Source organism: Chromobacterium sp. (assembly GCF_041912965.1).
Taxonomy (GTDB): Bacteria; Pseudomonadota; Gammaproteobacteria; order Burkholderiales; family Chromobacteriaceae; genus Chromobacterium; species Chromobacterium aquaticum.
In genome coordinates, this window is the sequence record NZ_JAYSGF010000006.1 from 16,515 (window position 1) to 37,461 (window position 20,947).

A 20,947-nucleotide genomic window follows, 5' to 3' on the forward strand; every position below is an offset into this window, starting at 1 on the left:
AACCCGCGGCGCCGGTGGCAGTCTGATATTGAGCAACCGGATTCGAGCAAAGACCATGACCGCACAGACCTTGTACGACAAATTATGGAATAGCCACGTGGTGCGCCAGGAGGCGGACGGCACGGCGCTGCTGTATATCGACCGCCACCTGGTGCACGAGGTGACCAGCCCGCAGGCGTTCGAGGGGTTGAAACTGGCGGGCCGCCCGCTGTGGCGGGTGGATTCGGTGGTGTCCACCGCGGACCACAACACGCCCACCGATCATTGGGACGAGGGCATCAAGGACCCGATCTCGCGCCAGCAGGTGGAAACGCTGGACGCCAATATCAAGGCCTTCGGCGCGCTGGCGTATTTCCCGTTCAAGGACAAGGGTCAGGGCATCGTGCATGTGATGGGGCCGGAGCAGGGCGCCACGCTGCCGGGCATGACCGTGGTGTGCGGCGACAGCCACACCTCCACCCACGGCGCTTTCGCCGCGCTGGCGCACGGCATCGGCACCTCCGAGGTGGAGCATGTGATGGCCACCCAGTGTCTGGTGGCCAAGAAATCCAAGAATATGCTGGTGCGGGTGGACGGCCAATTGGGCCGCGGCATCACCGGCAAGGATGTGGCGCTGGCCATCATCGGCAAGATCGGCACCGCCGGCGGCACCGGCTATGCGATCGAGTTCGCCGGCGCGGCGATCGAGAGCCTGTCGATGGAAGGCCGCATGAGCTTGTGCAATATGGCGATCGAGGCCGGCGCGCGCTCGGGCATGGTGGCGGTGGATCAGAAGACCATCGATTATGTAAAAGGCCGGCCGTTCGCGCCCAAGGGCGAGCAGTGGGAGCGGGCGGTGGCGTATTGGCGCACTTTGCGTTCCGATCCGGGCGCCGCGTTCGACGCGGAAGTGGTGCTGCGCGCCGAGGACATCCTGCCGCAGGTGACCTGGGGCACTTCGCCGGAGATGGTGGTGGATATCGACGGCGCGGTGCCGGACCCGGCGCGGGAAAGCGATCCGGTGAAGAAAAGCGGCATCGAGCGCGCGCTCAGCTATATGGGCTTGCAGGCCAATACCCCCATCCACGACATCGCGGTGGACATCGTGTTCATCGGTTCCTGTACCAATAGCCGCATCGAGGATTTGCGCGAGGCCGCCAGCGTGGCCAAGGGCCGCCACAAGGCCGCCAATGTGAAGCAGGTGCTGGTGGTGCCGGGCTCCGGCCTGGTGAAGGCGCAGGCGGAGGCCGAGGGCCTGGATCAAGTGTTCCTGGCCGCCGGCTTCGAGTGGCGCGAGCCGGGCTGCTCGATGTGCCTGGCGATGAACGCGGACCGCCTGCAGCCGGGCGAACGTTGCGCGTCCACTTCCAACCGCAATTTCGAAGGCCGCCAGGGTCAGGGCGGCCGCACCCATCTGGTCAGCCCGGCGATGGCGGCAGCCGCCGCCGTGGCCGGTCATTTCGTCGATGTGCGTTCGTTGTAACCGTTTCAAGGAGAGAAACATGCAAAAACTGTTGTTGCTGGTACTGGCCGCGCTGACCCTGAGCGCTTGCAATACGGTGAAGGGCGTGGGCCAGGATGTGTCCAAGGGCGGGCAGGCGATTGAAAACGCCGCCAAGGACGTGTCCAACAAAATGTGATGCGGCGGCCCGCCCCCGGCGTCCGCCGGGGCGGTTGTCTCCTCGCACTCTCTAATGAAGGCGGGCGCTAGCGCCCGGAAACGGCATTGACGATGAAAGCATTTACCACCCTGACCGGTTTGGCCTGTCCCTTGGACCGCGCCAATGTGGATACCGACGCCATCATTCCCAAGCAGTTCTTGAAATCGATCAAGCGCTCGGGCTTCGGCCCCAATCTGTTCGACGAATGGCGTTACCTGGACCACGGCGAGCCGGGCATGGACAACAGCAAGCGGCCGCTGAATCCGGACTTCGTGCTCAATCTGCCGCGCTATCAGGGCGCGCAGGTATTGCTGGCGCGCGAGAACTTCGGTTGCGGCTCCAGCCGCGAGCACGCGCCGTGGGCGCTGGACGACCAGGGCTTCCGCGTGGTGATCGCGCCCAGTTTCGCCGACATCTTCTTCAATAATTGCTACAAGAACGGCCTGCTGCCCATCGTGCTGGCGGCGGACGCGGTGGATCAGTTGTTCCGCGAATGCGCGGCCGCCGAAGGCTATCAGCTGACCGTGGACCTGGCGGCGCAGACGGTGAGCACGCCGGCCGGGCAGGTGTTCTCCTTCGACATCACCGAGCACCGCAAGCACTGCCTGCTGGGTGGCCTGGACGAGATCGGCCTGACCTTGCAGCACGCGGACGAGATCAAGGCTTTTGAAGCCAAGCGTCGCGGCGAGCAGCCGTGGCTGTTCGCCTGAACGGCGGCCGGCGATGAGCGCGCTACAGCAGGGCGGCCACGCGCATAAGCAGCACGTGGAGCAGCAGTTCGGCGGCCAGGCCGCCGCCTATCTGAGCAGCCAGGTGCATGCGGAGGGCGCGGAGTTCGCCGAGCTGCGCCAGGCCGCGGCGGAGCATGGCGCGGCGCGGGTGCTGGACCTGGGCTGCGGCGCCGGCCATGTCGGCTTTCAGGTGGCGGAGGCGGCAAGGGAGGTGGTGGCTTATGATCTGTCGGCGGCCATGTTGGAAGTGGTGGCGGCGGAAGCGGCCCGGCGCGGCCTGGACAATCTGGGCACGCGCCAGGGCGCGGCGGAGCGGCTGCCTTTCGCCGATGGCGACTTCGATCTGGTGTTCAGCCGCTATTCCGCCCATCACTGGGGTGATGTCGGCCTGGCGCTGCGCGAGGCGCGGCGGGTGTTGAGGCCGGGCGGCCGGCTGGCGCTGATAGATGTGATGTCGCCGGGACAGCCGCTGCTGGACACTTATTTGCAGGCGATGGAAGTGCTGCGCGATTCCAGCCATGTGCGCGATTACAGCGCCGGAGAATGGCTGGCGATGCTGGCCGAGGCTGGCTTCGCGGTGGATAGCCTGCGCCGCCAGCGGCTGCGGCTGGACTTCGACACCTGGATTGCGCGCATGCGCACGCCGCCGGAGATGGCCGCGGCCATCCGCCTGCTGCAACAGCGCATGGGGAAAGAGGTGCGCGATTATTTCGCCATCGAGGCGGACGGCAGTTTCTGCGCCGACGTGATGGTGCTGTGGGCCAGCACATGAACGCCGCTGGCGAGGGCAGGCGCGGCGCGATGGCCTGGCTGCATCGCCACCCCTGCTGGGCCTTCACGCTGCTGGGCTTGAGCTTTCTGGTGTTCGGCGCCGGCACGGTCAATCTGGCTCTGTTATTGCAATTGAATTTCAAGCTGTGGCTGGACGCGGGCTGGCAGGCGGCGATGGACGGCGCGTTGCGCCAGTTGCTGGAACTGCTGGCGTCCGGCTATGCCGCGATGGCGGCTTATATCGTATTCAAATGCTGCGAGCGGGCGCTGGTGGAGCGGCTGACCCGGCGCGGTGATCAAGACTGAAAAGGAAAACAGTATGAAAATCGCCATTCTGCCGGGTGACGGCATCGGTCCGGAAATCGTTGCCCAGGCGCAGCGCGTGCTGGAAGTGCTGCGCAAGGACGGCCTGCCCATCGAAACCGAACAGGCGCCCTTGGGCGGCGCCGGCTACGACGCTTTCGGCCAGCCCTATCCGGAATTCACCCAGAAGCTGTGCCGCGAATCCGACGCGGTGCTGCTGGGCGCGGTAGGCGGCCCGGCCTATGACAAGCTGGAGCGTCCGCTGCGGCCGGAGCGCGGCCTGCTGGCCATTCGCAAGGATTTGAACCTGTTCGCCAATCTGCGGCCGGCCATTCTGTACCCGGAGCTGGCCAATGCCTCCACGCTGAAGCCGGAAGTGGTGTCCGGCCTGGACATCATGATCGTGCGCGAACTGACCGGCGACATTTACTTTGGCCAGCCACGTGGCATCGCCGTCAACGAGCTGGGCGAGCGCGAGGCCTACAACACCATGCGCTATAGCGAAGGCGAGGTGCGCCGCATCGCCCACGTCGCCTTCGGCATCGCGATGAAGCGCAACAAGCGCTTGTGCTCGGTGGACAAGGCCAATGTGCTGGAAACCACCGAGTTCTGGAAAGAGGTGATGATAGACGTGGCCAAGGAGTACCCGCAGGTGGAGTTGTCCCATATGTACGTGGACAACGCGGCGATGCAACTGGTGCGCAATCCCAAGCAGTTCGACGTGATGGTGACCGGCAATATCTTCGGCGACATCCTGTCGGACGAGGCCTCGATGCTGACCGGCTCCATCGGCATGCTGCCGTCGGCCTCGCTGGATGAAAACAACAAGGGTCTGTATGAGCCCTCGCATGGCTCGGCGCCGGACATCGCCGGCCAGAATCTGGCCAATCCGCTGGCCACCATCCTGTCCGCGGCGATGATGCTGCGCTACACCTTTGGCCGGGAAGACGCGGCGCAGCGGGTGGAGGACGCGGTGAAAACCGTGCTGGCGCGCGGCCTGCGCACCGCCGACATTTACGAGGCCGGCTGCGAGAAGGTCAGCTGCTCGGCGATGGGGGATGCGGTGGTATCGGCGCTGTAAATGGCAGTGCTTCGCCCGGCTCGCGCCGGGCGAACCCTCTGTTCTGGTTTGAATACAATAAAAACGAAATACCCCATTGCCTGACGCTTTATCGCGCTGCACAATGGGGTGACAACATTACAGCCGCCCGCCGCCATGGCGGGCGCGACGATTTGACAGACAGATACCAGGAGAAACCCAGTGAGAGTAGGTTTTGTTGGCTGGCGCGGCATGGTGGGTTCCGTGCTGATGCAGCGCATGCGCGAAGAGAACGATTTTGCGGCGATCGCCGAGCCGGTGTTCTTCACCACCTCCAATGTGGGCGGCAAGGCTCCCGACATCGGCCGCGACACCCCCGCCTTGAAGGACGCGAAGGACATCGCCGAACTCAAGACCATGGATGTGATCGTCACCTGCCAGGGCGGCGATTACACCAATGCCGTCTATCCGCAGCTGCGCGCCGCCGGCTGGAGCGGCTACTGGGTGGATGCGGCGTCCGCGCTGCGCATGGAAGACAATGCCATCATTATCCTGGATCCGGTGAATAAGGCGGTGATCGAGCAGGGTCTGGCGCGCGGCGTCAAGGACTACGTCGGCGGCAACTGTACCGTGTCGCTGATGCTGATGGCGCTGGGCGGCTTGTTCCAGAACGATCTGGTGGAGTGGACCACCTCCATGACCTACCAGGCCGCCTCCGGCGCCGGCGCGCAGAATATGCGCGAATTGCTGTCCGGCATGGGCGCGATCAACGCCCAGGTGTCCGGCCTGCTGGCCGATCCGGCCTCCGCCATTCTCGACATCGACCGCCGCGTGTCGGACTTCCTGCGTTCCGACGCCTTCCCCAGCCAGAACTTCGGCGTGCCGCTGGCCGGCAGCCTGATTCCGTGGATAGACAAGGATCTGGGCAACGGCCAGTCCAAGGAAGAATGGAAGGGCGGCGCGGAAACCAACAAGATCCTGGGTCGCTCCGCCAATCCGGTGCCGGTGGACGGCTTGTGCGTGCGCGTGGGCGCGATGCGCTGCCACAGTCAGGCCTTGACCATCAAGCTCAAGCGCGATGTGCCGCTGGACGAGATCGAATCCATGCTGGCTGCCGCCAATCCCTGGGCCAAGGTGGTACCCAATACCCGCGAGGCCTCGATGGCCGAGCTGACCCCGGCGGCGGTGACCGGCACGCTGAGCACCCCGGTGGGACGTCTGCGCAAAATGGCGATGGGCGGCGAATACCTGTCCGCCTTCACCGTGGGCGACCAACTGCTGTGGGGCGCGGCCGAGCCGCTGCGCCGCATGTTGCGTATCCTGATCGAGCGCTGACAGGGTAGAATGGCGGCAGCCTGGGATTCGCGTTGGCGGGTTCCTACTGCCAAAGCCGCGCGCTCGGCGCGCGGCCTAGCAAAAAAGGGCACGATGGTGCCCTTTTTTGCGTGCGGTCTTCTGTTTGCAATGATTGATTGAGAAAGTAAAGCGATGTCGAACTCTATTCAGCTTGCCGTAGTCGGCGCCACCAGCCTGGTGGGCCAGGCGGTACTGGAACTGCTGGCCCAGCGCCAGTTGCCCGTGGGCCGGGTCTTTGCCGTGGACGCGGCGGACAAGGAAGGCGAAACCGCCGCCTATGGCAATCTGGAGCTGGACGTGCATCCCATCGACGGCTTTGCCTTCGAAAACGTGGCCTTGGCCATCTTCGCCGCCGGCAGCGAACTGGCGCGCGAGTACGCGCCGCAGGCGCGCGCGGCCGGCGCGGCGGTGGTGGATTTCAGCTCCGCCTTCCGCAACGACGACAGCGTGCCGCTGGTGATCCCCGCCATCAACGGCGCCTTACTGGCGGATGCCGGCGAAGCCGCGCTGGTCTCGGTGCCCAATTGCACGGTGACGCCGCTGGCGCTGGCGCTGGCCGCCCTGCGCCCGCTGGGCTTGCAACGGGTGTCGGTGGCCACTTATCAATCGGTGTCCGGCAGTGGCCAGGCGGCGATGGAAGAGTTGGCGGACCAGACCACGGCGCTGTTCTCCCAGCGCGAAACCGAGAGCAGGGTCTACGACAAGCGCATCGCCTTCAATGTGCTGCCGCAGATCGGCGCGTTGGACGCGGACGGTGTGTCCGAGGAAGAGCGCTCGGTGGAGAGCGAGCTCACGCGGCTGCTGGATCTGCCGCAGCTGCAAGTGGAGGCCACTTGTGTGCGGGTGCCGGTATTCTTCGGCCATGCCTGGGCGGTGAACGTGGCATTCGAACATGAATTTGACATGGAGCAAGCCCGCAAGCGCCTGCTTGCGGCAGGCTTGCAAGTGGTGGCCGCGGACAAGCTGGGTGGCTATGTGACGCCGATGGAAGCCACCGGCAACGAGGCTGTATGGGTCAGCCGCCTGCGCGGCAAGGGCCGGACGCTGAGTTTCTGGCTGGCGGCCGATAATGTGAAAGCCGGCGCGGCGCTCAATTGCGTGAATATCGCCGAGGCGCTGCTAAAGCAAAATGGCTTGATTTAAACAAAGGGAGTATTCCGGGGAGATTCCCGTGTTCTCCTGCCGGCGCGGCTTAGAACGGCACGCCGGCGCAGGGGGATGGGGCGCGCTTGGCGCGTCGCCATCCCCCTTAATTATTTACCGGCTCGTTTAAACATTGCGGATAGGCTTGTCATTATGAAATCTAGCTAAAAACTGCGACAAGGCCTAAGATTGCAACAGTTACCGACTGAGCTCCCCGCGAGCCAGCGCAAATAAGATCAAGATAAACCGTGCCGGAAGGTTGACAGTGACAAATCAGGCAAAAATCAGAATCGGCGTCCTGGCGGTGGCTTTGGCCTGCTGCGCCAACGCTTGGGCGGGACTGGGGAAAATCAATGTCAGGTCTAATCTGGGCGAACCATTCCGCGCCGATATTGAATTGACCGGAGTGCGGTCGGCGGAGCTGGAAAGCGCCAGAATAGGGCTGGCCGGCGCCGATACCTTCCAGGATTTGAATGTCGATTACGCCACGGTGCTCAGCATGCTGCGCTTCAGCGTGGCGCCAAGCTCGCGCGGCGCGATGATACGCATCAGCTCTTCCGGCCCGATCAACGATCCCTATCTGCGCTTCGTGGTGGAGGCCAAGACCTCCTCTGGCCGCGCGGTGCGCGAATACACGGTGTTGCTGGACCCTAGCAATTATTCGATGGCCTCGCCGTCCGCCAACATCGTGCAGGACGTGCCCAGCTACGCCGACAACAATCTTTCCAGCCGCTACCGCGGCAATGCCGCGCCCATCGCGCGGCCGCAACCCGGCATTCTCAAGGTGAAGTCCGGCTCCACCCTGCGTGGCCTGGCCGGCAAGGTGCGGCCGCGCGGCGCCACGCTGGACCAGACCATGGCGGCGCTGGCCCAGGCCAACCCGGATGCCTTCGTCGATGGCGACGTCAGCCGCCTCAAGCTGGGCGCGGTGCTGAAAGTGCCGACCAGCCGCAAGATCAAATCGCTGAGCGCCTCCCAGGTGGCCAGTATCCTGGGCGGGCAGCCGGCGGCGCCAGCGGCCGAGGCCAAGGCCGGCGCCGATGTGCTCAAGCTGGTGCCCAGTGAGGCTGGCGGCGGCAATGCCAAGCTATCGGATCTGGAACAACAGGTGGCGGCGCGCGAGCAGGCCTTGAAGAGCGCGGAAGCGCGCATCTCCGCCCTGGAAGATCAATTGAAGGCCTTGCAAGCCGGCAAACCGCTGCCGGCCATGACCAGTCCCAGCTCCGCGCCGGCGGCTGTGCCGGCCGCTGCCAGCGCTCCCGTTGCCGCCGCCAGCGCGCCGGCGGCGGAAGCCGCGCCCAAGCCGGCGCCGGCCGAGCACAAGCCCGCGCCTAAACCGGCTGCGCCGCCGCCCCCGCCGGCGCCGTCGCTGCTGGACAAGATCATAGATCACCTGCCGCTGATTGGCGGCGGCGTGGCAGGAGTGGGCTTGCTGGGCGCGCTGGGCCTGCTGCTGGCGCGTCGACGCAAGGGCGGCGCATCGCTGGCCTTGTCCGCCAGCAATACCAGCATGGCGCTGAGCCGCGGCGCTTCGTCGGGCATGGATGCGCCCTCGGTAGGCGCCGGCCATTCCTTCATGAGCAACTTCACCCAGGCGGCCGGCGCCATCGACGCGGCCGAGGTCGACCCGGTGGCGGAGGCCGAGGTGTACATCGCCTATGGCCGCGACGTGCAGGCCGAGGACATCCTCAAGGATGCGCTGGCCAAGGATCCATCGCGTCAGGAAGTGCGCTTGAAGTTGATGGAAATCTACGCCGCCAGGCCTGACGTCGCCAGCTTCGAGAAGCTGGCGCGGGAGATGCACGCGACCTTCGACGGCCATGGTCCGATCTGGGCCAAGGCCGCGGCGATGGGGCGTTCCATCGATCCGACCAACTCTCTGTATCTGTCCGATGGCGAGGGCGAGGAAATCGAGGCCGCCGCGGCGCCGGCTGCAGCCGCGGGCGAGGGCGAGGGCGGCATCGATCTGGATCAAGAGCTGTTCGGCGCGCAAAACGCTGACTTGCCGGCCGCGGCAGAGGCCGCCGCGCCAGCCGTCGAGCCGGCCGCGCCGCCGGAAGCGCCGCAGGACGACCCGTTGGCCGCTCTGTTGGAAGAGCCAAAGCCGGAGCCCGCGGCGGCGGCGGAGAGCAATCTGCTCGATTTCGACCTGGACGCCGAATTGACGCCGGCGGCGGAAGCCAAGCCGGAAGCGGCGGCCGAGCCGGCCGCGGCGCCGGCGGAGAACAATCTGCTGGACTTCGATTTCAATCTGGACAGCCTGGCGGCCGAAGCGCCGGCCGCGGCGGAAACGCAGCCGGCCGCAGCCGCCGAGCTGGCCGGTTTCGAATCGCTGTACGAGGACATGCTGGCCGAAACACCCGCAGCCGCGCCTGCCGCGCCAACAGCGCCGGCGCAAGCCGAAGGGATGTCGGTGCTGGATGATCCGCTGGCCACCAAGCTGGATTTGGCCAAGGTTTATCTGGACATGGGCGACCGCGACGGGGCCAAGGAAGTGCTGCAGGACTTGATCGCCGAGGCGCAGGGGCCGCTCAAGGCGGAGGCGGAGGCCTTGCTGGCAAGCATCAGCGCCTGAGGTGGGCGCGACGGCGCTGCGCGGCGGGACGAGTACTCGTCCCGCCGTTTGAGTGTCTGAGCCGGCATAAATGCCGGGTTCGCGCCGAATGCGCCGCAAACCGCGGCCGAAGTGTGGTTTTTTTGACTATGGCCGCGGTGCAATGGCGCGTAGATGTTTGATTTATCTTCGCTAAGTGGTTGTTGCGCGGTTTCGTTGCAATAATTAAAACGTTGTAAGAGCCTGTTGACGATCTGGCGCCGGCGGCTTCGAAAGAATGAGGATGGGGATAGCCTTCCATGTCTGTTAAGACGCGCATGAGTCATATCGCGGTGCTGCTGGCCGGCCTTGGTCTGGCCGCCGTCGCCTCCGCCGGCCTGGGGCCGATACGGGTGCTGTCCGCCGAAGGCGAACCCTTGCTGGCGGAAATTCCGGTGGTGGACGAAGAGCCATCCGACAATGTGCTGGTGGGGCTGGCGGACCGCAACCGCTATCCCTTGCTGTCCACTTACAGCCCATCCGCCGGCAATCTGCAGTTTTCCATCGTGCGCAAGCCTGACGGCAGCGTTCAGAAAATCCTGGTCAAGGGCGCGGCCGCCTATCCGGAGCCGCTGCTGCGCTTCGCCGTGGACTTGAGCTGGCCGGCCGGCAGGCTGGTGCGCGAGTTCGAAGTGGATTACCGCCGCGACGGCCCGCGCAACAAGCCGGCGCCGACAAGGGAGGATGGCAAGAAGCATGTTGCCAGCGTCGACGCCTCGCCGAGGCTGGATTCACTGGGCTTGAGCGATGTGCGCTTGCGCTCGCGGCTGGGCGAGCCGCTGTTGCTGGAGCTGACCTTGCAGGGCAGCGCGTTGGAACAGGCCGATCCGCCGCGGCTGGCCTTGTTCGCGGTGGCGGCGCAGGGCGAGCCCAGCGAGCAGCAGGCGCGCTTGGTGGCCTCCATTCTTCCCCAGCTCGAAAAAGTGGCCAAGGGCAAGTTCAAGGTGCAATTGCGCACCGAACAGCCGGTGACCGAACCGATGCTGGCATTCCGGCTGGAAGTCAGCGCGGGCAAGCTCAAGGCGCAAAAGAATTATTCGGTGCTGCTGGATCCGCAGGCGGCGGCCAAGCCGGCATCCGCCAAGCGCGCCTTGAAAGTCTATCGCGTGCTCAAGGGCGATACCTTGTCCGGCATCGCCAGCCGCATGCGCGGCGGCGGCGCGGCCGGCGCGGTCAGCCAGCAACTGCTGCACGATAACCCTGAAGCTTTCATCGACGGCAACGCCAATCTGCTGCGCGCAGGCGTGGCGCTGGAATATCCGGCGGAATGGCGTCTGCGCGGCCAGGCCGGCGTGGCGCCGGCCAAAGCGCCCGAGCTCAAGCCTGCCGCGGCCGAACCTAAAGCGTCCAAGTCCGCTGCGGTCGAGGCCAAGGCGCCCTCGGCGGACAAGGCCAAGGAATCTATGCCCAAGCCCGTGATCGGCAAGGGCGAGACCCGCGCCGCGCCAGCGGAGCCGCCGCGAGCGGTTGCGCCGCCCAAGCCGGCAATGGTCAAGGGCGAGACAGCCGCGCCGGCGCCCGCCGAGCGCAAGCCGGGCGCATCGTCGCCGCAGGAGCAGCATTTGCAGCAAATGCTGCAACGGCAGGATCAGGCGCTGAAGCAGGCGGAACAGCGGGCCAAGGCGTTGGAGCAGAAGATACAAGATTACCAGCGCAATCTGGCGGCCAAGTCCGCGGCGCCGGCTTCCGCACCGGCTCCGGCGATGACGGAGAACCGCGTGGCGGCGACCGAGACCGGGCACGAGACCAAGACCGCGCCCAAGGTGGCCGCGGTCAGCTCTATGCCGGTGGCGGCGTCCGCGCCGCAGGCTGCGCTTGAACACGAAGCGCCGCCGCATGCGGCGGAACCCGCTCCGGCGATCAAGCCGGCGTCCGAGCTGAAGACGCCGCCCGCCGAAGCGGCCGCCGGAGGCTGGAGCGATGAATTGGGCGCGATGCTGGCGGATGAATCGCTGCGCTGGAAATTGGGCGGCGCGGCGGCGGCGCTGGGCTTGGTGGCCTTGCTGCTGGCTCGGCGCAAGCGTCAGCAGGGCAAGGCCGATGCGGCCGTCCCGGTGGCGGGCGCGGCCGTGGGTGGCGCGTCCATGCTGGGGCCGCTGACCACCTTGATGAGCTCCTTGAAGAAGGGCGATGGCATCGATTTGTCCTCGGTGGACCGAGTGGCCGAGGCCGATGTCTATCTGGCCTATGGCCGCGACGATCAGGCGCTGGAGATCCTGCGCGAAGGCCTGGCCAACGAGCCGATGCGGCAGGATTTGCGTTATAAGCTGTTGGAAGTGCTGTCCGCCCAGCAGGACAAGCAGCTATTCATCGCAGAGGCCACCACCGCCAAAGGCGTGTTCGGCAAGGACAGCACTTTGTGGATGCGGGTGTGCGAGATCGGTCAGACCGTCGCGCCCGGCCATCCCTTGTTCGCGATGGCCGCGCCCGTGGTCGCGGAAGTGACGCCCGCCGCGCCGGCTGCGCCGATGCCGGCAATGGATGAGCCCGTTGCGGAGCGCGCAAGCGAGCCGGCGGCGCCTCCGCGGCCAAGCGCGCCCCCGCCGCCTGCTCCTCCGTCCACAGCGACCAGCCCGGCCGAGGAAAAAATGGAGCTGGCCAAGCTGTACCTGGAAATGGGCGACAAGGAAACCGCGGATGCGCTGATGAAGGAAGCAAGCGGCGGTTGATAGCCGGGTTTAGGGCCGGATGGAGTCAAGGCGCCGACGCGTTCAAGATGCGTCGGCGCTGTTTTTTTTGCGAAAGTTCGCGAGTTGGGCGCTCATGTTGGCAGGGGTTGGCGGTTTTTCTTGAGAATTCGCAGCAAAAGCCGTGATTGGGGCGTGGCGCAAACCGGGCAGGATAAGGTAGAGTGAGTGCTTTACTGAACTTGGTCGCGTCGACCGGCGCTTGTCGGCGCGGAGCGGCGTGGTGTTTTGATTAAGGTGTGGGCATGAGGATAGCGCTCGGCATCGAGTATGACGGTCGGGCGTTCGCCGGCTGGCAGACTCAGCCGCATGGCAATACGGTGCAGGACAGGTTGAACCAGGCGATCGCGCAGATCGCCGGTGTCGAGGAGGTCGGCACCCTGGCCGCCGGCAGGACAGATGCCGGCGTGCACGCGGCGATGCAGGTGGTGCATTTCGACAGCCCGGCGCAGCGGCCGCTGAACGCCTGGGTGCGTGGCGTCAACGCGGTGCTGCCGGCCGAGGTGGCGGTGGTATGGGCGCGCGAGGTGTCGGACGATTTTCACGCGCGGTTTTCGGCGTTTTCCCGCAGCTACAGCTATTTCCTGCTGACCAGCCCGGTGCGGCCCTGCTTGCTGGCCGGCAAGATGGGCTGGTTCCACCAGCCGCTGGATGTGGCGGCGATGCGGGAGGCGGCGGCTCATCTGTTGGGACGGCATGATTTTTCCAGCTTTCGCGCGTCCGAATGCCAGGCCAAGTCGCCGCTCAAGGATTTGCAGCGCTTGGACATCAGCGAGCAAGACGGCCTGATCCGCTTCGATTTGCTGGCGGACGCCTTCCTGCATCACATGGTGCGCAATATCGTCGGCGCGCTGGTTTATGTCGGCAAGGGCGCTTTGCGCCCCGAGGAGATGGCGGGCTTGCTGGCCGCGCGCGACCGCACCTTCGCGCCGCCCACCTTCATGCCGGATGGTCTGTACCTGACCGGCGTGGGCTATCCGGAAATATACGATTTGCCGTCGCAGGCGGACGCCGCGCGACTGGCCTTGTGGAGATGAGAGTGGGCGGCACGACCCGAATCAAGATTTGCGGCATTACCCGGCCCGAGGATGGCGCCGAGGCGGCGCGGCTGGGCGCCGACGCCATCGGTCTGGTGTTCTACGCCAAGAGCCCGCGCCATGTCGACGTCGAGCAGGCGCGCGCGGTGATCGCGGCGCTGCCGCCCTTCGTCAGCGTGGTGGCCTTGTTCGTCAACCCGGAGCCGGAATACGTGCGCGAAGTGTTGGCCGCCTGCGCGATCGACATCTTGCAGTTCCACGGCGAGGAAGACGCCGCTTTCTGCCGCTCTTTCCAGCGTCCTTATCTGAAGGCGATACGGGTGAAGCCGGGCGTGGATCTGGCCGAGATCGCCGCGGAGTACCCGGACGCGCGCGCGCTATTGAGCGACGCCTTCGTCGAGGGCGCGCATGGCGGCACCGGCGCCACCTTCGACTGGAAGCTGCTGCCGGAGGCCTTGCCTCTGCCGCTGATCCTGTCCGGCGGCCTGGACGAACACAATGTGGCGGCGGCGGTGGCGCAGGTGCGCCCGGCCGCGGTCGACGTCTCCAGTGGAGTGGAGGCGTCCAAGGGAATTAAAGATGCCGCCAGAATGGCGGCGTTCATATCAGGAGTTAGACATGGATCGTTATGACCTGCCGGACGCCCAGGGCCATTTTGGCCCGCATGGCGGCGTCTATGTCGCCGAAACCTTGATGGCGGCGCTGGACGAGCTGAAAAACGAATACGCTCGCGTCAAGGCCGACCCGTCGTTCTGGGAAGAATTCCGTCACGAGCTCAAGCATTATGTCGGTCGGCCCAGCCCGGTCTATCACGCCAAGCGCTGGTCCGAGCAACTGGGCGGCGCGCAGATCTATCTGAAGCGCGAGGACTTGAACCACACCGGCGCGCACAAGATCAACAACGCCATCGGCCAGGCGCTGCTGGCGCGGCGCATGGGCAAGAAGCGGGTGATCGCCGAAACCGGCGCCGGCCAGCACGGCGTGGCTTCCGCCACCGTGGCGGCGCGCTACGGCATGGAGTGCGTGGTGTACATGGGCGCCGAGGACATCAAGCGTCAATCGCCCAATGTGTTCCGCATGAAGCTGCTGGGCGCCACCGTGGTGCCGGTGGAGTCCGGTTCCAAGACGCTGAAGGACGCCTTGAACGAGGCGATGCGAGACTGGGTGACCAATATCGACAGCACCTTCTACATCCTGGGCACCGCGGCCGGCCCGCATCCGTACCCGATGCTGGTGCGCGACTTCGTGTCGGTGATCGGCGAGGAGGCCAAGGTGCAGATGCCGGAAGTGATCGGTCGTCAGCCGGACGTGGTGGTGGCTTGTGTTGGCGGCGGCTCCAACGCCATCGGCATGTTCTATCCCTATATCGGCGTTGACGGCGTGCGCATGGTCGGCGTCGAGGCCGGCGGCCTGGGTCTGGCTTCCGGCAAGCACGCGGCGCCGATTTCCGGTGGCGCGCCCCTGGGCGTGCTGCACGGCGCCAAGAGCTATCTGATGCAGGACGAGAATGGCCAGGTGGTGGAAACCCATTCGGTGTCCGCCGGCCTGGACTATCCGGGCGTGGGGCCGGAGCACAGTCATCTGAAGGACATTGGCCGCGCAGACTACGTGGCGATCAACGACGACGAGGCTTTGCGCGCCTTCCACGACTGCTGTCACTTCGAAGGCATCATCCCGGCGCTGGAATCCAGCCATGCGCTGGCCTGGGCCGCCAAGGAAGCGCCGAAGATGGGCAAGGATCAGGTGATTCTGGTCAATCTGTCAGGCCGCGGCGACAAGGACATCAACACCGTGGCCGGCTTGGCCGGCATCACCTTGTAAGGAGGCGCTATGTCACGCATCGCCAAATGTTTTGAAGCGCTGGCCGGCGGCAAGGCGCTGATTCCCTTCATCACCGCCGGCGACCCGTCGCCGCAGCTGACCGTGTCGCTGATGCACGGCCTGGTGGAGGGCGGCGCCGACATCATCGAGCTGGGGGTGCCGTTTTCCGACCCGATGGCCGACGGTCCGGTGATCCAGCGCGCCTCCGAGCGCGCTCTGGTCCACAAAGTGGGCCTGCGCCAGGTGCTGCAGCTGGTGGCGGAGTTCCGCCGCGACAATGATCACACCCCGGTGGTGCTGATGGGCTATCTGAACCCGGTGTTCGCCATGGGCTACCAGGACTTCGCCGCCGCGGCCAAGGCCGCCGGCGTCGACGGGGTGCTGACCGTGGACAGCCCGCCGGAGGAATCGGCGGATTTGTCCGCCGCCTTGAGCGCCAACGGCCTGGACCCGGTCTTCCTGATCGCGCCGACCACGCCGCCGCAACGTGTGGCGGAAATCGCCAAATTGGCGCGTGGTTACGTCTATTATGTGTCTTTGAAGGGGGTGACTGGCGCCGGGCATCTGGACATTGACGACGTAGCGCGTAAAATTGCTGCCCTTAGAGAATATTTGACCGTGCCGATCGGCGTCGGCTTTGGCATTCGCGACGGCGCGACCGCCAAGGCGATCTCTGCTGCCGCTGACGCGGTGGTGGTAGGCAGCCGCTTGGTGCAGGAAATTGAGGCGGCGACACCCGAAACCGCCAAAGAGCGGTTAACCCGTCTGGTGGCCGAACTGAAGGCCGCCATCCGATAGAACGAAGCGGGGGCTCAGCCCCCGTTTTACTGTGTCCGCCGTTTACGCGGCGGGCCATGAATCAAGGAGTCAGCATGAGCTGGTTGAATAAGCTCCTGCCGCCGAAGATCAAGCGCGACAACCGCGCCGATAAACCTTCCGCGGTACCGGAGGGGCTTTGGAGCAAGTGCCCGGAATGCGAAGCCGTGTTGTATTACACCGACCTGGAGAGCAATCTGCAGGTGTGTCCCAAGTGTAATCACCACCATCCGCTGACCGCGCGCGAACGTCTGAACCTGCTGCTGGATGAAGAAGGCCGCCGCGAGCTGGGCGAAGAGGTCAAGCCGGTGGATATCCTGAAGTTCAAGGATAGCAAGAAGTACCCGGACCGCTTGACCGCCGCCAAGACCGATACCGGCGAGGACGACGCGCTGGTGGTGATGCAGGGCAGCATGGAATCGATGCCGGTGGTGGTGGCCGCGTTTGAATTCAAATTCATCGGCGGCTCCATGGGCTCGGTGGTGGGCGAGCGCTTCGTGCGCGGCGTGCGCGCCGCGGTGGAGGCCAAGGCGCCCTTCGTCTGCGTGGCGGCCTCGGGCGGCGCGCGGATGCAGGAAGGCCTGAACTCGTTGATGCAGATGGCCAAGACCAGCGCCGCGCTGCAGTTGCTGAGCGATGCCAAGCTGCCCTTCATTTCGATCCTGACCGATCCGACCATGGGTGGCGTGTCCGCATCCTTCGCCTTCCTGGGCGATGTGGTGCTGGCCGAGCCGCGCGCGCGCATCGGTTTCGCCGGCGCGCGCGTGATCGAGCAGACCGTGCGTGAAACGCTGCCGGAAGGCTTCCAGCGCGCCGAGTTCTTGCTGAGCAAGGGCGCGGTGGACATGGTGGTGGACCGGCGCGAGCTGAAGCGTAAGCTGGCGGAGTTGAGCGCCTTGCTGATGAAGGAGCCGGCGCCGGTTTGACCCGCCGCAGCCTAGCCGCATCGAAAAGCCGCCAGTGATGGCGGCTTTTTTATTTGGCGCGGCAGGTTTGCACCGCGTGGTTGAACTGTGTCAGGAATTGCGGCGATTCGCGCGCGAGGAAGGCCTTGCCGAAGTAGACGCCGAAGGGCAGGCTTTGCGCCAGTTCGCTGCGCAGTTGCTCCTGCACGCCCATCTTGGCGATCAGCGCGTCAACCACGTAGGCGTTGCCCAGAATGGCGTCGACGCGGTGGTTCAGCAGCATCCTGACCAACTGTTCGCTATTGGGCGGGGTGGAGGTGAGCTGGTAGCCATGTTCGCGCAGCCAGTCGTCCATATTGGAGCCATTGAAGGCGGCGGTGCGCGCCTGCAGCTTGAAATCGCCGCTGCTGGGCGACAACGGGTAGTCCTTCAGCAGATACCAGCGCCGCTCATAGGGCAGGATGGAGGCGGACAAGACCGCGTAGCCGTCGCGCTCCGCCGACGGGGTGGCGGTGAAGAAGGCGTCGGCCTGTTGGTGTTGCACCTGCCATTGCGCGCGCGGCCAGGGCAGGAAGGCGATGGTGTAGGAGCGTTGCAGTTGTTTGAGCGCGCATTGCACCACTTGCACCGCCAGGCCGTCGGCGGCGCCGTTGTCCTTGCGGAAGGACAGCGGCGCTTGCTGATGGGTGTTCAGCCGTATCGGCGCGTCGGCGAAGACGGCGCCGGCCAATAGCAGGCCGGCCAAGGCCAGGCGCGGCGTCGGCAGGAGGCGCCTGGTCCTGCGTCGGCTCGAAGGCCGCTGGGTGGCGCTTAAAAAATAGGCGGAGATCATTTATGTTTTGCAATCAGCGGTTTGAAGGCTTTATCCACACTCTGTCACCAGATTTGCTCATCGGCGGAGTGGGAAAGTTCCCTGAATTTGCCTTTTTTATAAGCGTAAGAGGCAAGTGGCTAATTGCAAAAGTTTTTTTGCCTTACGGGCGGGGTTATCCACATAGTTATCCGGTGATTGCTGTGGACAAGCCCGTGCCGCGGCCTTACTCCTCCTGTTCCAGCGCCTCCATCTCGGCCTGGGCTTCCAGCCAGGCTTCCTCTACTTCGGCCAGGCGCGAGCTCACCTCGCCCTGACGGCGCACCGCGTCGGTCAGCCGTTGCCGGTTGGCGTCCTCGTAGGCGTCGGCGGAGGCCATGAAGCCGTCCAGCTCGGCCTTCTCCGCGCTGAGCTGGTCCAGCTCCTTCTCCAGCTTGTTCAGGCGCGTCTGCAACGGTTTGCGCAGCTGGGACAGCCGCTGCCGCGCTTCCGCCTCCTGGCGTTTCTGCTCCTTGCGATTCAGGCCCTGGGCGTCGCCGGCGGAGGGCTTGCCGGCGTCGGCCAGCTGCGCCAGCCGCCACTGGCGGTAGTCTTCCAGGTCGCCGTCGAAGGGCTGCACCTTGCCGTGGCTGATCAGCCAGAAGGTGTCGGTGGTGGCTTCCAGCAGGCTGCGGTCATGGGACACCACGATCAGCGCGCCGCTGAAGTCCTGCAAGGCCATGGTCAGCGCGTGGCGCATTTCCAGGTCCAGGTGGTTGGTGGGTTCGTCCAGCAGCAGCAGATTGGGCTTTTGCCAGACTATCATCGCCAGCGCCAACCGCGCCTTTTCGCCGCCGGACATCGGGCCCACCGGGTCGGAGGCGGCGTCGCCGCGGAAATTGAAGCCACCGAGGAAGCTGCGCAGTTCCAGTTCGCGCGCATTGGGCGCCAGCCGCTGCATGTGCTGCAGCGGGCTGTCGTCCTCGCGCAGGGTTTCCAGCGTGTGCTGGGCGAAATAGCCTATCTTCAGCGTCTGCGCGGCGATGACCTCGCCGCGCAAGGGCGCGAGATCGCCGGACAGCAGCTTGACCAAGGTGGATTTGCCGGCGCCGTTGACGCCGAGCAGGCCGATGCGGGCGCCGGATTCCACCGATAGATTGAGGCCGCCGAGTATGGTGGCGGCGCCATAGCCGGCATCGGCCTGTTCCAGTTTCAGCAGCGGATTGGGCAGATTGTCCGGGCTGTCGAAATGGAAGTCGAACGGCGAGGCCACATGGGCCGGCGCGATGCGCTCCAGCTTTTCCAGCGCCTTGACCCGGCTCTGCGCCTGGCGCGCCTTGGACGCCTTGGCCTTGAAGCGGTTGACGAAGGATTCCAGGTGGGCGATCTGGCGTTGCTGCTTCTCGTACTCGCCTTGCTGGCGCGCCAGTTTCTCCGCGCGCATCACTTCGTACTGGCTGTAATTGCCGGTGTACAGCGTCAGCTCCTGGTTGGCGACTTCGATGATGTGGTCGCAGACGCTGTCCAGGAAGTCGCGGTCGTGGGAAATCATCAGCAGGGTGCCGGGATAGCCTTGCAGCCAGTCTTCCAGCCACAGCACGGTTTCCAGGTCCAGGTGGTTGGTGGGCTCGTCCAGCAGCAGCAGGTCGGAGCGGCACATCAGCGCCTGCGCCAGATTCAGACGCATGCGCCAGCCGCCGGAGAAGCTGGCCACCGGCCGCAGTTGGGCGTCCACGTCGAAGCCGAGGCCGGTCAGCAATTTGCCGGCGCGCGCCGGCGCGGCGTAGGCGTCGATGCGCGCCAGTTCGCCGTGCAGATGGCCGATGGCGTTGCCGTCGTGGCGGTCTTCGGCCTGTTGCAGCGCCTGTTCCAGCTGGCGCAGCTCATGGTCGCCGTCCAGCACGTAGTCCAGCGCCGAGCGCTGCAGCGCCGGGGTTTCCTGCGCCACGTGGGCGATGGTCCAGTGCGGCGGCAGCAGCACATCGCCGCCGTCGGCGTGCAGTTCGCCCATCAATAGCGCGAACAGGCTGGACTTGCCGGCACCGTTGGCGCCGGTGAGGCCGGTCTTGTAGCCGGGGTTGAGGGTGAGGTTGGCGCTGAGCAGCAATTCTTTCAGGCCGCGGCGCAGATTGAGGTTCTTGAGTTGAATCATAGGAGTCCGAACGGCCGCGCCGGCGCGTGTGGCCGGCGCGGCGCATGGGTGTGGGTCAGGCCGGCGGCAGCGAGCCGAGGTCCCAGCGCGGCTTGATCGAGTAGCTGCCGGGGGCTTGAGCGTGTTGCAGCCGCATCGCGCCGGCGAAGGCGATCATCGCGCCGTTGTCGGTGCACAGCGCCAGCGGCGGATAGAAGACTTCGAAGCGGCGGCGGCGCGCGGCCTCGTCCAGCGCGGCGCGCAGCTGCTTGTTGGCGCCGACGCCGCCGGCCACCACCAGCCGCTTCATGCCGCACTGCTTGAGCGCGGCCAGCGATTTCTTGGTCAGCACTTCGACGATGGCTTCCTGGAAGGCGCGGCAGATGTCCTTGCGCGTTTGCTCGTCGATATGGCCGTCGGCGTCCGCCACTTGCTTGCTCAGCGTCAGCACCGCGGTTTTCAGGCCGGAGAAGCTCATGTCCAGATCGCCGGAATTCAGCATCGGCCGCGGCAGGGTGAAGCGGGTCGGATCGCCTTCCTCGGCCTGTCGCGACAGCAGCGGGCCGCCGGGATAGGGCAGGCCCAGCAGCTTGGCGGTCTTGTCGAAGGCTTCGCCGGCGGCGTCGTCCAGGGTTTCGCCCAGGATCTGGTAGTCGCCGACGCCGCGCACCGCCATCAACTGCGTGTGGCCGCCGGAAACCAGCAGGGCCAGGAAGGGGAATTCGGGCTTGGGCTCGGCCAGCAGCGGCGACAGCAGATGGCCTTCCAGGTGGTGGACGCCCAGCACCGGGATGTTCAGGCCGAAGGCCAGCGCATTGGCGACGCTGGCGCCCACCAGCAGGGCGCCGCCCAGGCCGGGGCCCTGGGTGTAGGCGATGGCGTCGAGGTCGGCCAGGGTCTTGCCGGCCTCGGCCAGGCAGGCCTCGGTCAGCGGGATGGCGCGGCGGATGTGGTCGCGGCTGGCCAACTCCGGCACCACGCCGCCGTATTCGGCGTGCATGGCCATTTGAGTGTGCAATTGGTGGGCCAGCAGGCCGCCGTCGGTGTCATACAGCGCGACTCCGGTTTCGTCGCAGGAAGATTCAATACCTAGTACCAGCATGTTTGGGCGCAGCTCGGATATAGCGGGACAATCTTTCTATTTTACCGGTGAATCTTTGTTCGCCCAAATCCGGATGTTAGGC

Annotated in this window: 18 protein-coding genes; 15 read left to right on the top strand and 3 right to left on the bottom strand. The window is 65.6% G+C overall.

Features of this window, described 5'->3' with window-relative positions; all coding sequences use genetic code 11:
- Positions 1-55 precede the first annotated feature (55 nt).
- The 15 genes from leuC (at position 56) to accD (ending at position 16,863) form a co-directional block, all read left to right on the top strand.
- On the top strand, positions 56-1,462 hold the full coding sequence (leuC, locus tag ACE3QM_RS04605) for a 3-isopropylmalate dehydratase large subunit (RefSeq protein WP_374420583.1): 1,407 nt from the start codon (positions 56-58) through the stop codon (positions 1,460-1,462).
- A gap of 19 nt (positions 1,463-1,481) precedes the next feature.
- A complete protein-coding gene (locus ACE3QM_RS04610) occupies positions 1,482-1,619 on the top strand; it encodes an entericidin A/B family lipoprotein (RefSeq protein WP_081544472.1) in 138 nt (45 codons plus the stop codon).
- A 92-nt stretch (positions 1,620-1,711) separates the two neighbouring features.
- A complete protein-coding gene (gene leuD, locus ACE3QM_RS04615; protein WP_048411465.1) occupies positions 1,712-2,350 on the top strand; it encodes a 3-isopropylmalate dehydratase small subunit in 639 nt (212 codons plus the stop codon).
- 13 nt (positions 2,351-2,363) lie between these two features.
- Entirely contained in the window at positions 2,364-3,143 is a 780-nt protein-coding gene (locus tag ACE3QM_RS04620; protein WP_374420585.1) for a class I SAM-dependent methyltransferase, read from the top strand.
- Entirely contained in the window at positions 3,140-3,448 is a 309-nt protein-coding gene (locus ACE3QM_RS04625; protein WP_374420587.1) for a hypothetical protein, read from the top strand. The genes ACE3QM_RS04620 and ACE3QM_RS04625 overlap by 4 nt, the downstream gene beginning before the upstream one ends.
- A gap of 13 nt (positions 3,449-3,461) precedes the next feature.
- Entirely contained in the window at positions 3,462-4,526 is a 1,065-nt protein-coding gene (gene leuB, locus ACE3QM_RS04630) for a 3-isopropylmalate dehydrogenase (RefSeq protein ID WP_374420589.1), read from the top strand.
- A gap of 180 nt (positions 4,527-4,706) precedes the next feature.
- Positions 4,707-5,819, top strand: coding sequence for an aspartate-semialdehyde dehydrogenase (asd, locus tag ACE3QM_RS04635; RefSeq protein ID WP_048411469.1), 1,113 nt, complete (start codon positions 4,707-4,709; stop codon positions 5,817-5,819).
- Between the two features lie 153 nt (positions 5,820-5,972).
- Positions 5,973-6,983, top strand: a complete 1,011-nt coding sequence (locus ACE3QM_RS04640; RefSeq protein ID WP_374420592.1) for an aspartate-semialdehyde dehydrogenase — start codon at positions 5,973-5,975, stop codon at positions 6,981-6,983.
- A 406-nt stretch (positions 6,984-7,389) separates the two neighbouring features.
- Positions 7,390-9,558: a FimV/HubP family polar landmark protein gene (locus ACE3QM_RS04645; protein ID WP_374420721.1), complete on the top strand. Its 2,169-nt coding sequence runs from the start codon at positions 7,390-7,392 to the stop codon at positions 9,556-9,558.
- 278 nt (positions 9,559-9,836) lie between these two features.
- Positions 9,837-12,245, top strand: a complete 2,409-nt coding sequence (locus tag ACE3QM_RS04650) for a FimV family protein (RefSeq protein ID WP_374420594.1) — start codon at positions 9,837-9,839, stop codon at positions 12,243-12,245.
- 263 nt (positions 12,246-12,508) lie between these two features.
- Positions 12,509-13,300, top strand: a complete 792-nt coding sequence (gene truA, locus ACE3QM_RS04655; protein WP_048411472.1) for a tRNA pseudouridine(38-40) synthase TruA — start codon at positions 12,509-12,511, stop codon at positions 13,298-13,300.
- Between the two features lie 2 nt (positions 13,301-13,302).
- The gene (locus ACE3QM_RS04660; RefSeq protein ID WP_231461218.1) at positions 13,303-13,932 is read left to right on the top strand and encodes a phosphoribosylanthranilate isomerase; all 630 of its coding nucleotides are present in this window, start codon (positions 13,303-13,305) and stop codon (positions 13,930-13,932) included.
- Positions 13,919-15,121 (top strand): tryptophan synthase subunit beta, encoded by a 1,203-nt coding sequence (gene trpB / locus ACE3QM_RS04665; RefSeq protein ID WP_048411474.1) that lies wholly within the window; start codon positions 13,919-13,921, stop codon positions 15,119-15,121. The genes ACE3QM_RS04660 and trpB overlap by 14 nt, the downstream gene beginning before the upstream one ends.
- Before the next feature lie 9 nt (positions 15,122-15,130).
- Positions 15,131-15,919: a tryptophan synthase subunit alpha gene (trpA, locus tag ACE3QM_RS04670; RefSeq protein WP_374420597.1), complete on the top strand. Its 789-nt coding sequence runs from the start codon at positions 15,131-15,133 to the stop codon at positions 15,917-15,919.
- 74 nt (positions 15,920-15,993) lie between these two features.
- Positions 15,994-16,863: an acetyl-CoA carboxylase, carboxyltransferase subunit beta gene (gene accD / locus ACE3QM_RS04675; RefSeq protein WP_231461220.1), complete on the top strand. Its 870-nt coding sequence runs from the start codon at positions 15,994-15,996 to the stop codon at positions 16,861-16,863.
- A 49-nt stretch (positions 16,864-16,912) separates the two neighbouring features.
- Here accD and ACE3QM_RS04680 read toward each other — a convergent pair whose 3' ends face one another.
- The 3 genes from ACE3QM_RS04680 to tsaD form a co-directional block, all read right to left on the bottom strand.
- Complete coding sequence (locus ACE3QM_RS04680; RefSeq protein ID WP_374420599.1) at positions 16,913-17,587, bottom strand: substrate-binding periplasmic protein; 675 nt, start codon at positions 17,585-17,587, stop codon at positions 16,913-16,915.
- Between the two features lie 292 nt (positions 17,588-17,879).
- Positions 17,880-19,784: an ATP-binding cassette domain-containing protein gene (locus ACE3QM_RS04685; protein WP_374420601.1), complete on the bottom strand. Its 1,905-nt coding sequence runs from the start codon at positions 19,782-19,784 to the stop codon at positions 17,880-17,882.
- Positions 19,785-19,839: 55 nt separating this feature from the next.
- Positions 19,840-20,865, bottom strand: coding sequence for a tRNA (adenosine(37)-N6)-threonylcarbamoyltransferase complex transferase subunit TsaD (tsaD, locus tag ACE3QM_RS04690; protein WP_374420603.1), 1,026 nt, complete (start codon positions 20,863-20,865; stop codon positions 19,840-19,842).
- Positions 20,866-20,947 lie beyond the last annotated feature (82 nt).

Excerpts from the sequence above, each read along its gene's own strand:
- trpA (WP_374420597.1), top strand. The coding sequence starts at position 15,131 with ATGTCACGCATCGCCAAATGTTTTGAAGCGCTGGCCGGCGGCAAGGCG.
- ACE3QM_RS04685 (WP_374420601.1), bottom strand. The coding sequence starts at position 19,784 with ATGATTCAACTCAAGAACCTCAATCTGCGCCGCGGCCTGAAAGAATTG.
- leuD (WP_048411465.1), top strand. The coding sequence starts at position 1,712 with ATGAAAGCATTTACCACCCTGACCGGTTTGGCCTGTCCCTTGGACCGC.
- ACE3QM_RS04610 (WP_081544472.1), top strand. The coding sequence starts at position 1,482 with ATGCAAAAACTGTTGTTGCTGGTACTGGCCGCGCTGACCCTGAGCGCT.
- leuC (WP_374420583.1), top strand. The coding sequence starts at position 56 with ATGACCGCACAGACCTTGTACGACAAATTATGGAATAGCCACGTGGTG.
- leuB (WP_374420589.1), top strand. The coding sequence starts at position 3,462 with ATGAAAATCGCCATTCTGCCGGGTGACGGCATCGGTCCGGAAATCGTT.
- tsaD (WP_374420603.1), bottom strand. The coding sequence starts at position 20,865 with ATGCTGGTACTAGGTATTGAATCTTCCTGCGACGAAACCGGAGTCGCG.
- truA (WP_048411472.1), top strand. The coding sequence starts at position 12,509 with ATGAGGATAGCGCTCGGCATCGAGTATGACGGTCGGGCGTTCGCCGGC.
- trpB (WP_048411474.1), top strand. The coding sequence starts at position 13,919 with ATGGATCGTTATGACCTGCCGGACGCCCAGGGCCATTTTGGCCCGCAT.
- ACE3QM_RS04650 (WP_374420594.1), top strand. The coding sequence starts at position 9,837 with ATGTCTGTTAAGACGCGCATGAGTCATATCGCGGTGCTGCTGGCCGGC.
- ACE3QM_RS04640 (WP_374420592.1), top strand. The coding sequence starts at position 5,973 with ATGTCGAACTCTATTCAGCTTGCCGTAGTCGGCGCCACCAGCCTGGTG.
- ACE3QM_RS04625 (WP_374420587.1), top strand. The coding sequence starts at position 3,140 with ATGAACGCCGCTGGCGAGGGCAGGCGCGGCGCGATGGCCTGGCTGCAT.
- ACE3QM_RS04620 (WP_374420585.1), top strand. The coding sequence starts at position 2,364 with ATGAGCGCGCTACAGCAGGGCGGCCACGCGCATAAGCAGCACGTGGAG.
- accD (WP_231461220.1), top strand. The coding sequence starts at position 15,994 with ATGAGCTGGTTGAATAAGCTCCTGCCGCCGAAGATCAAGCGCGACAAC.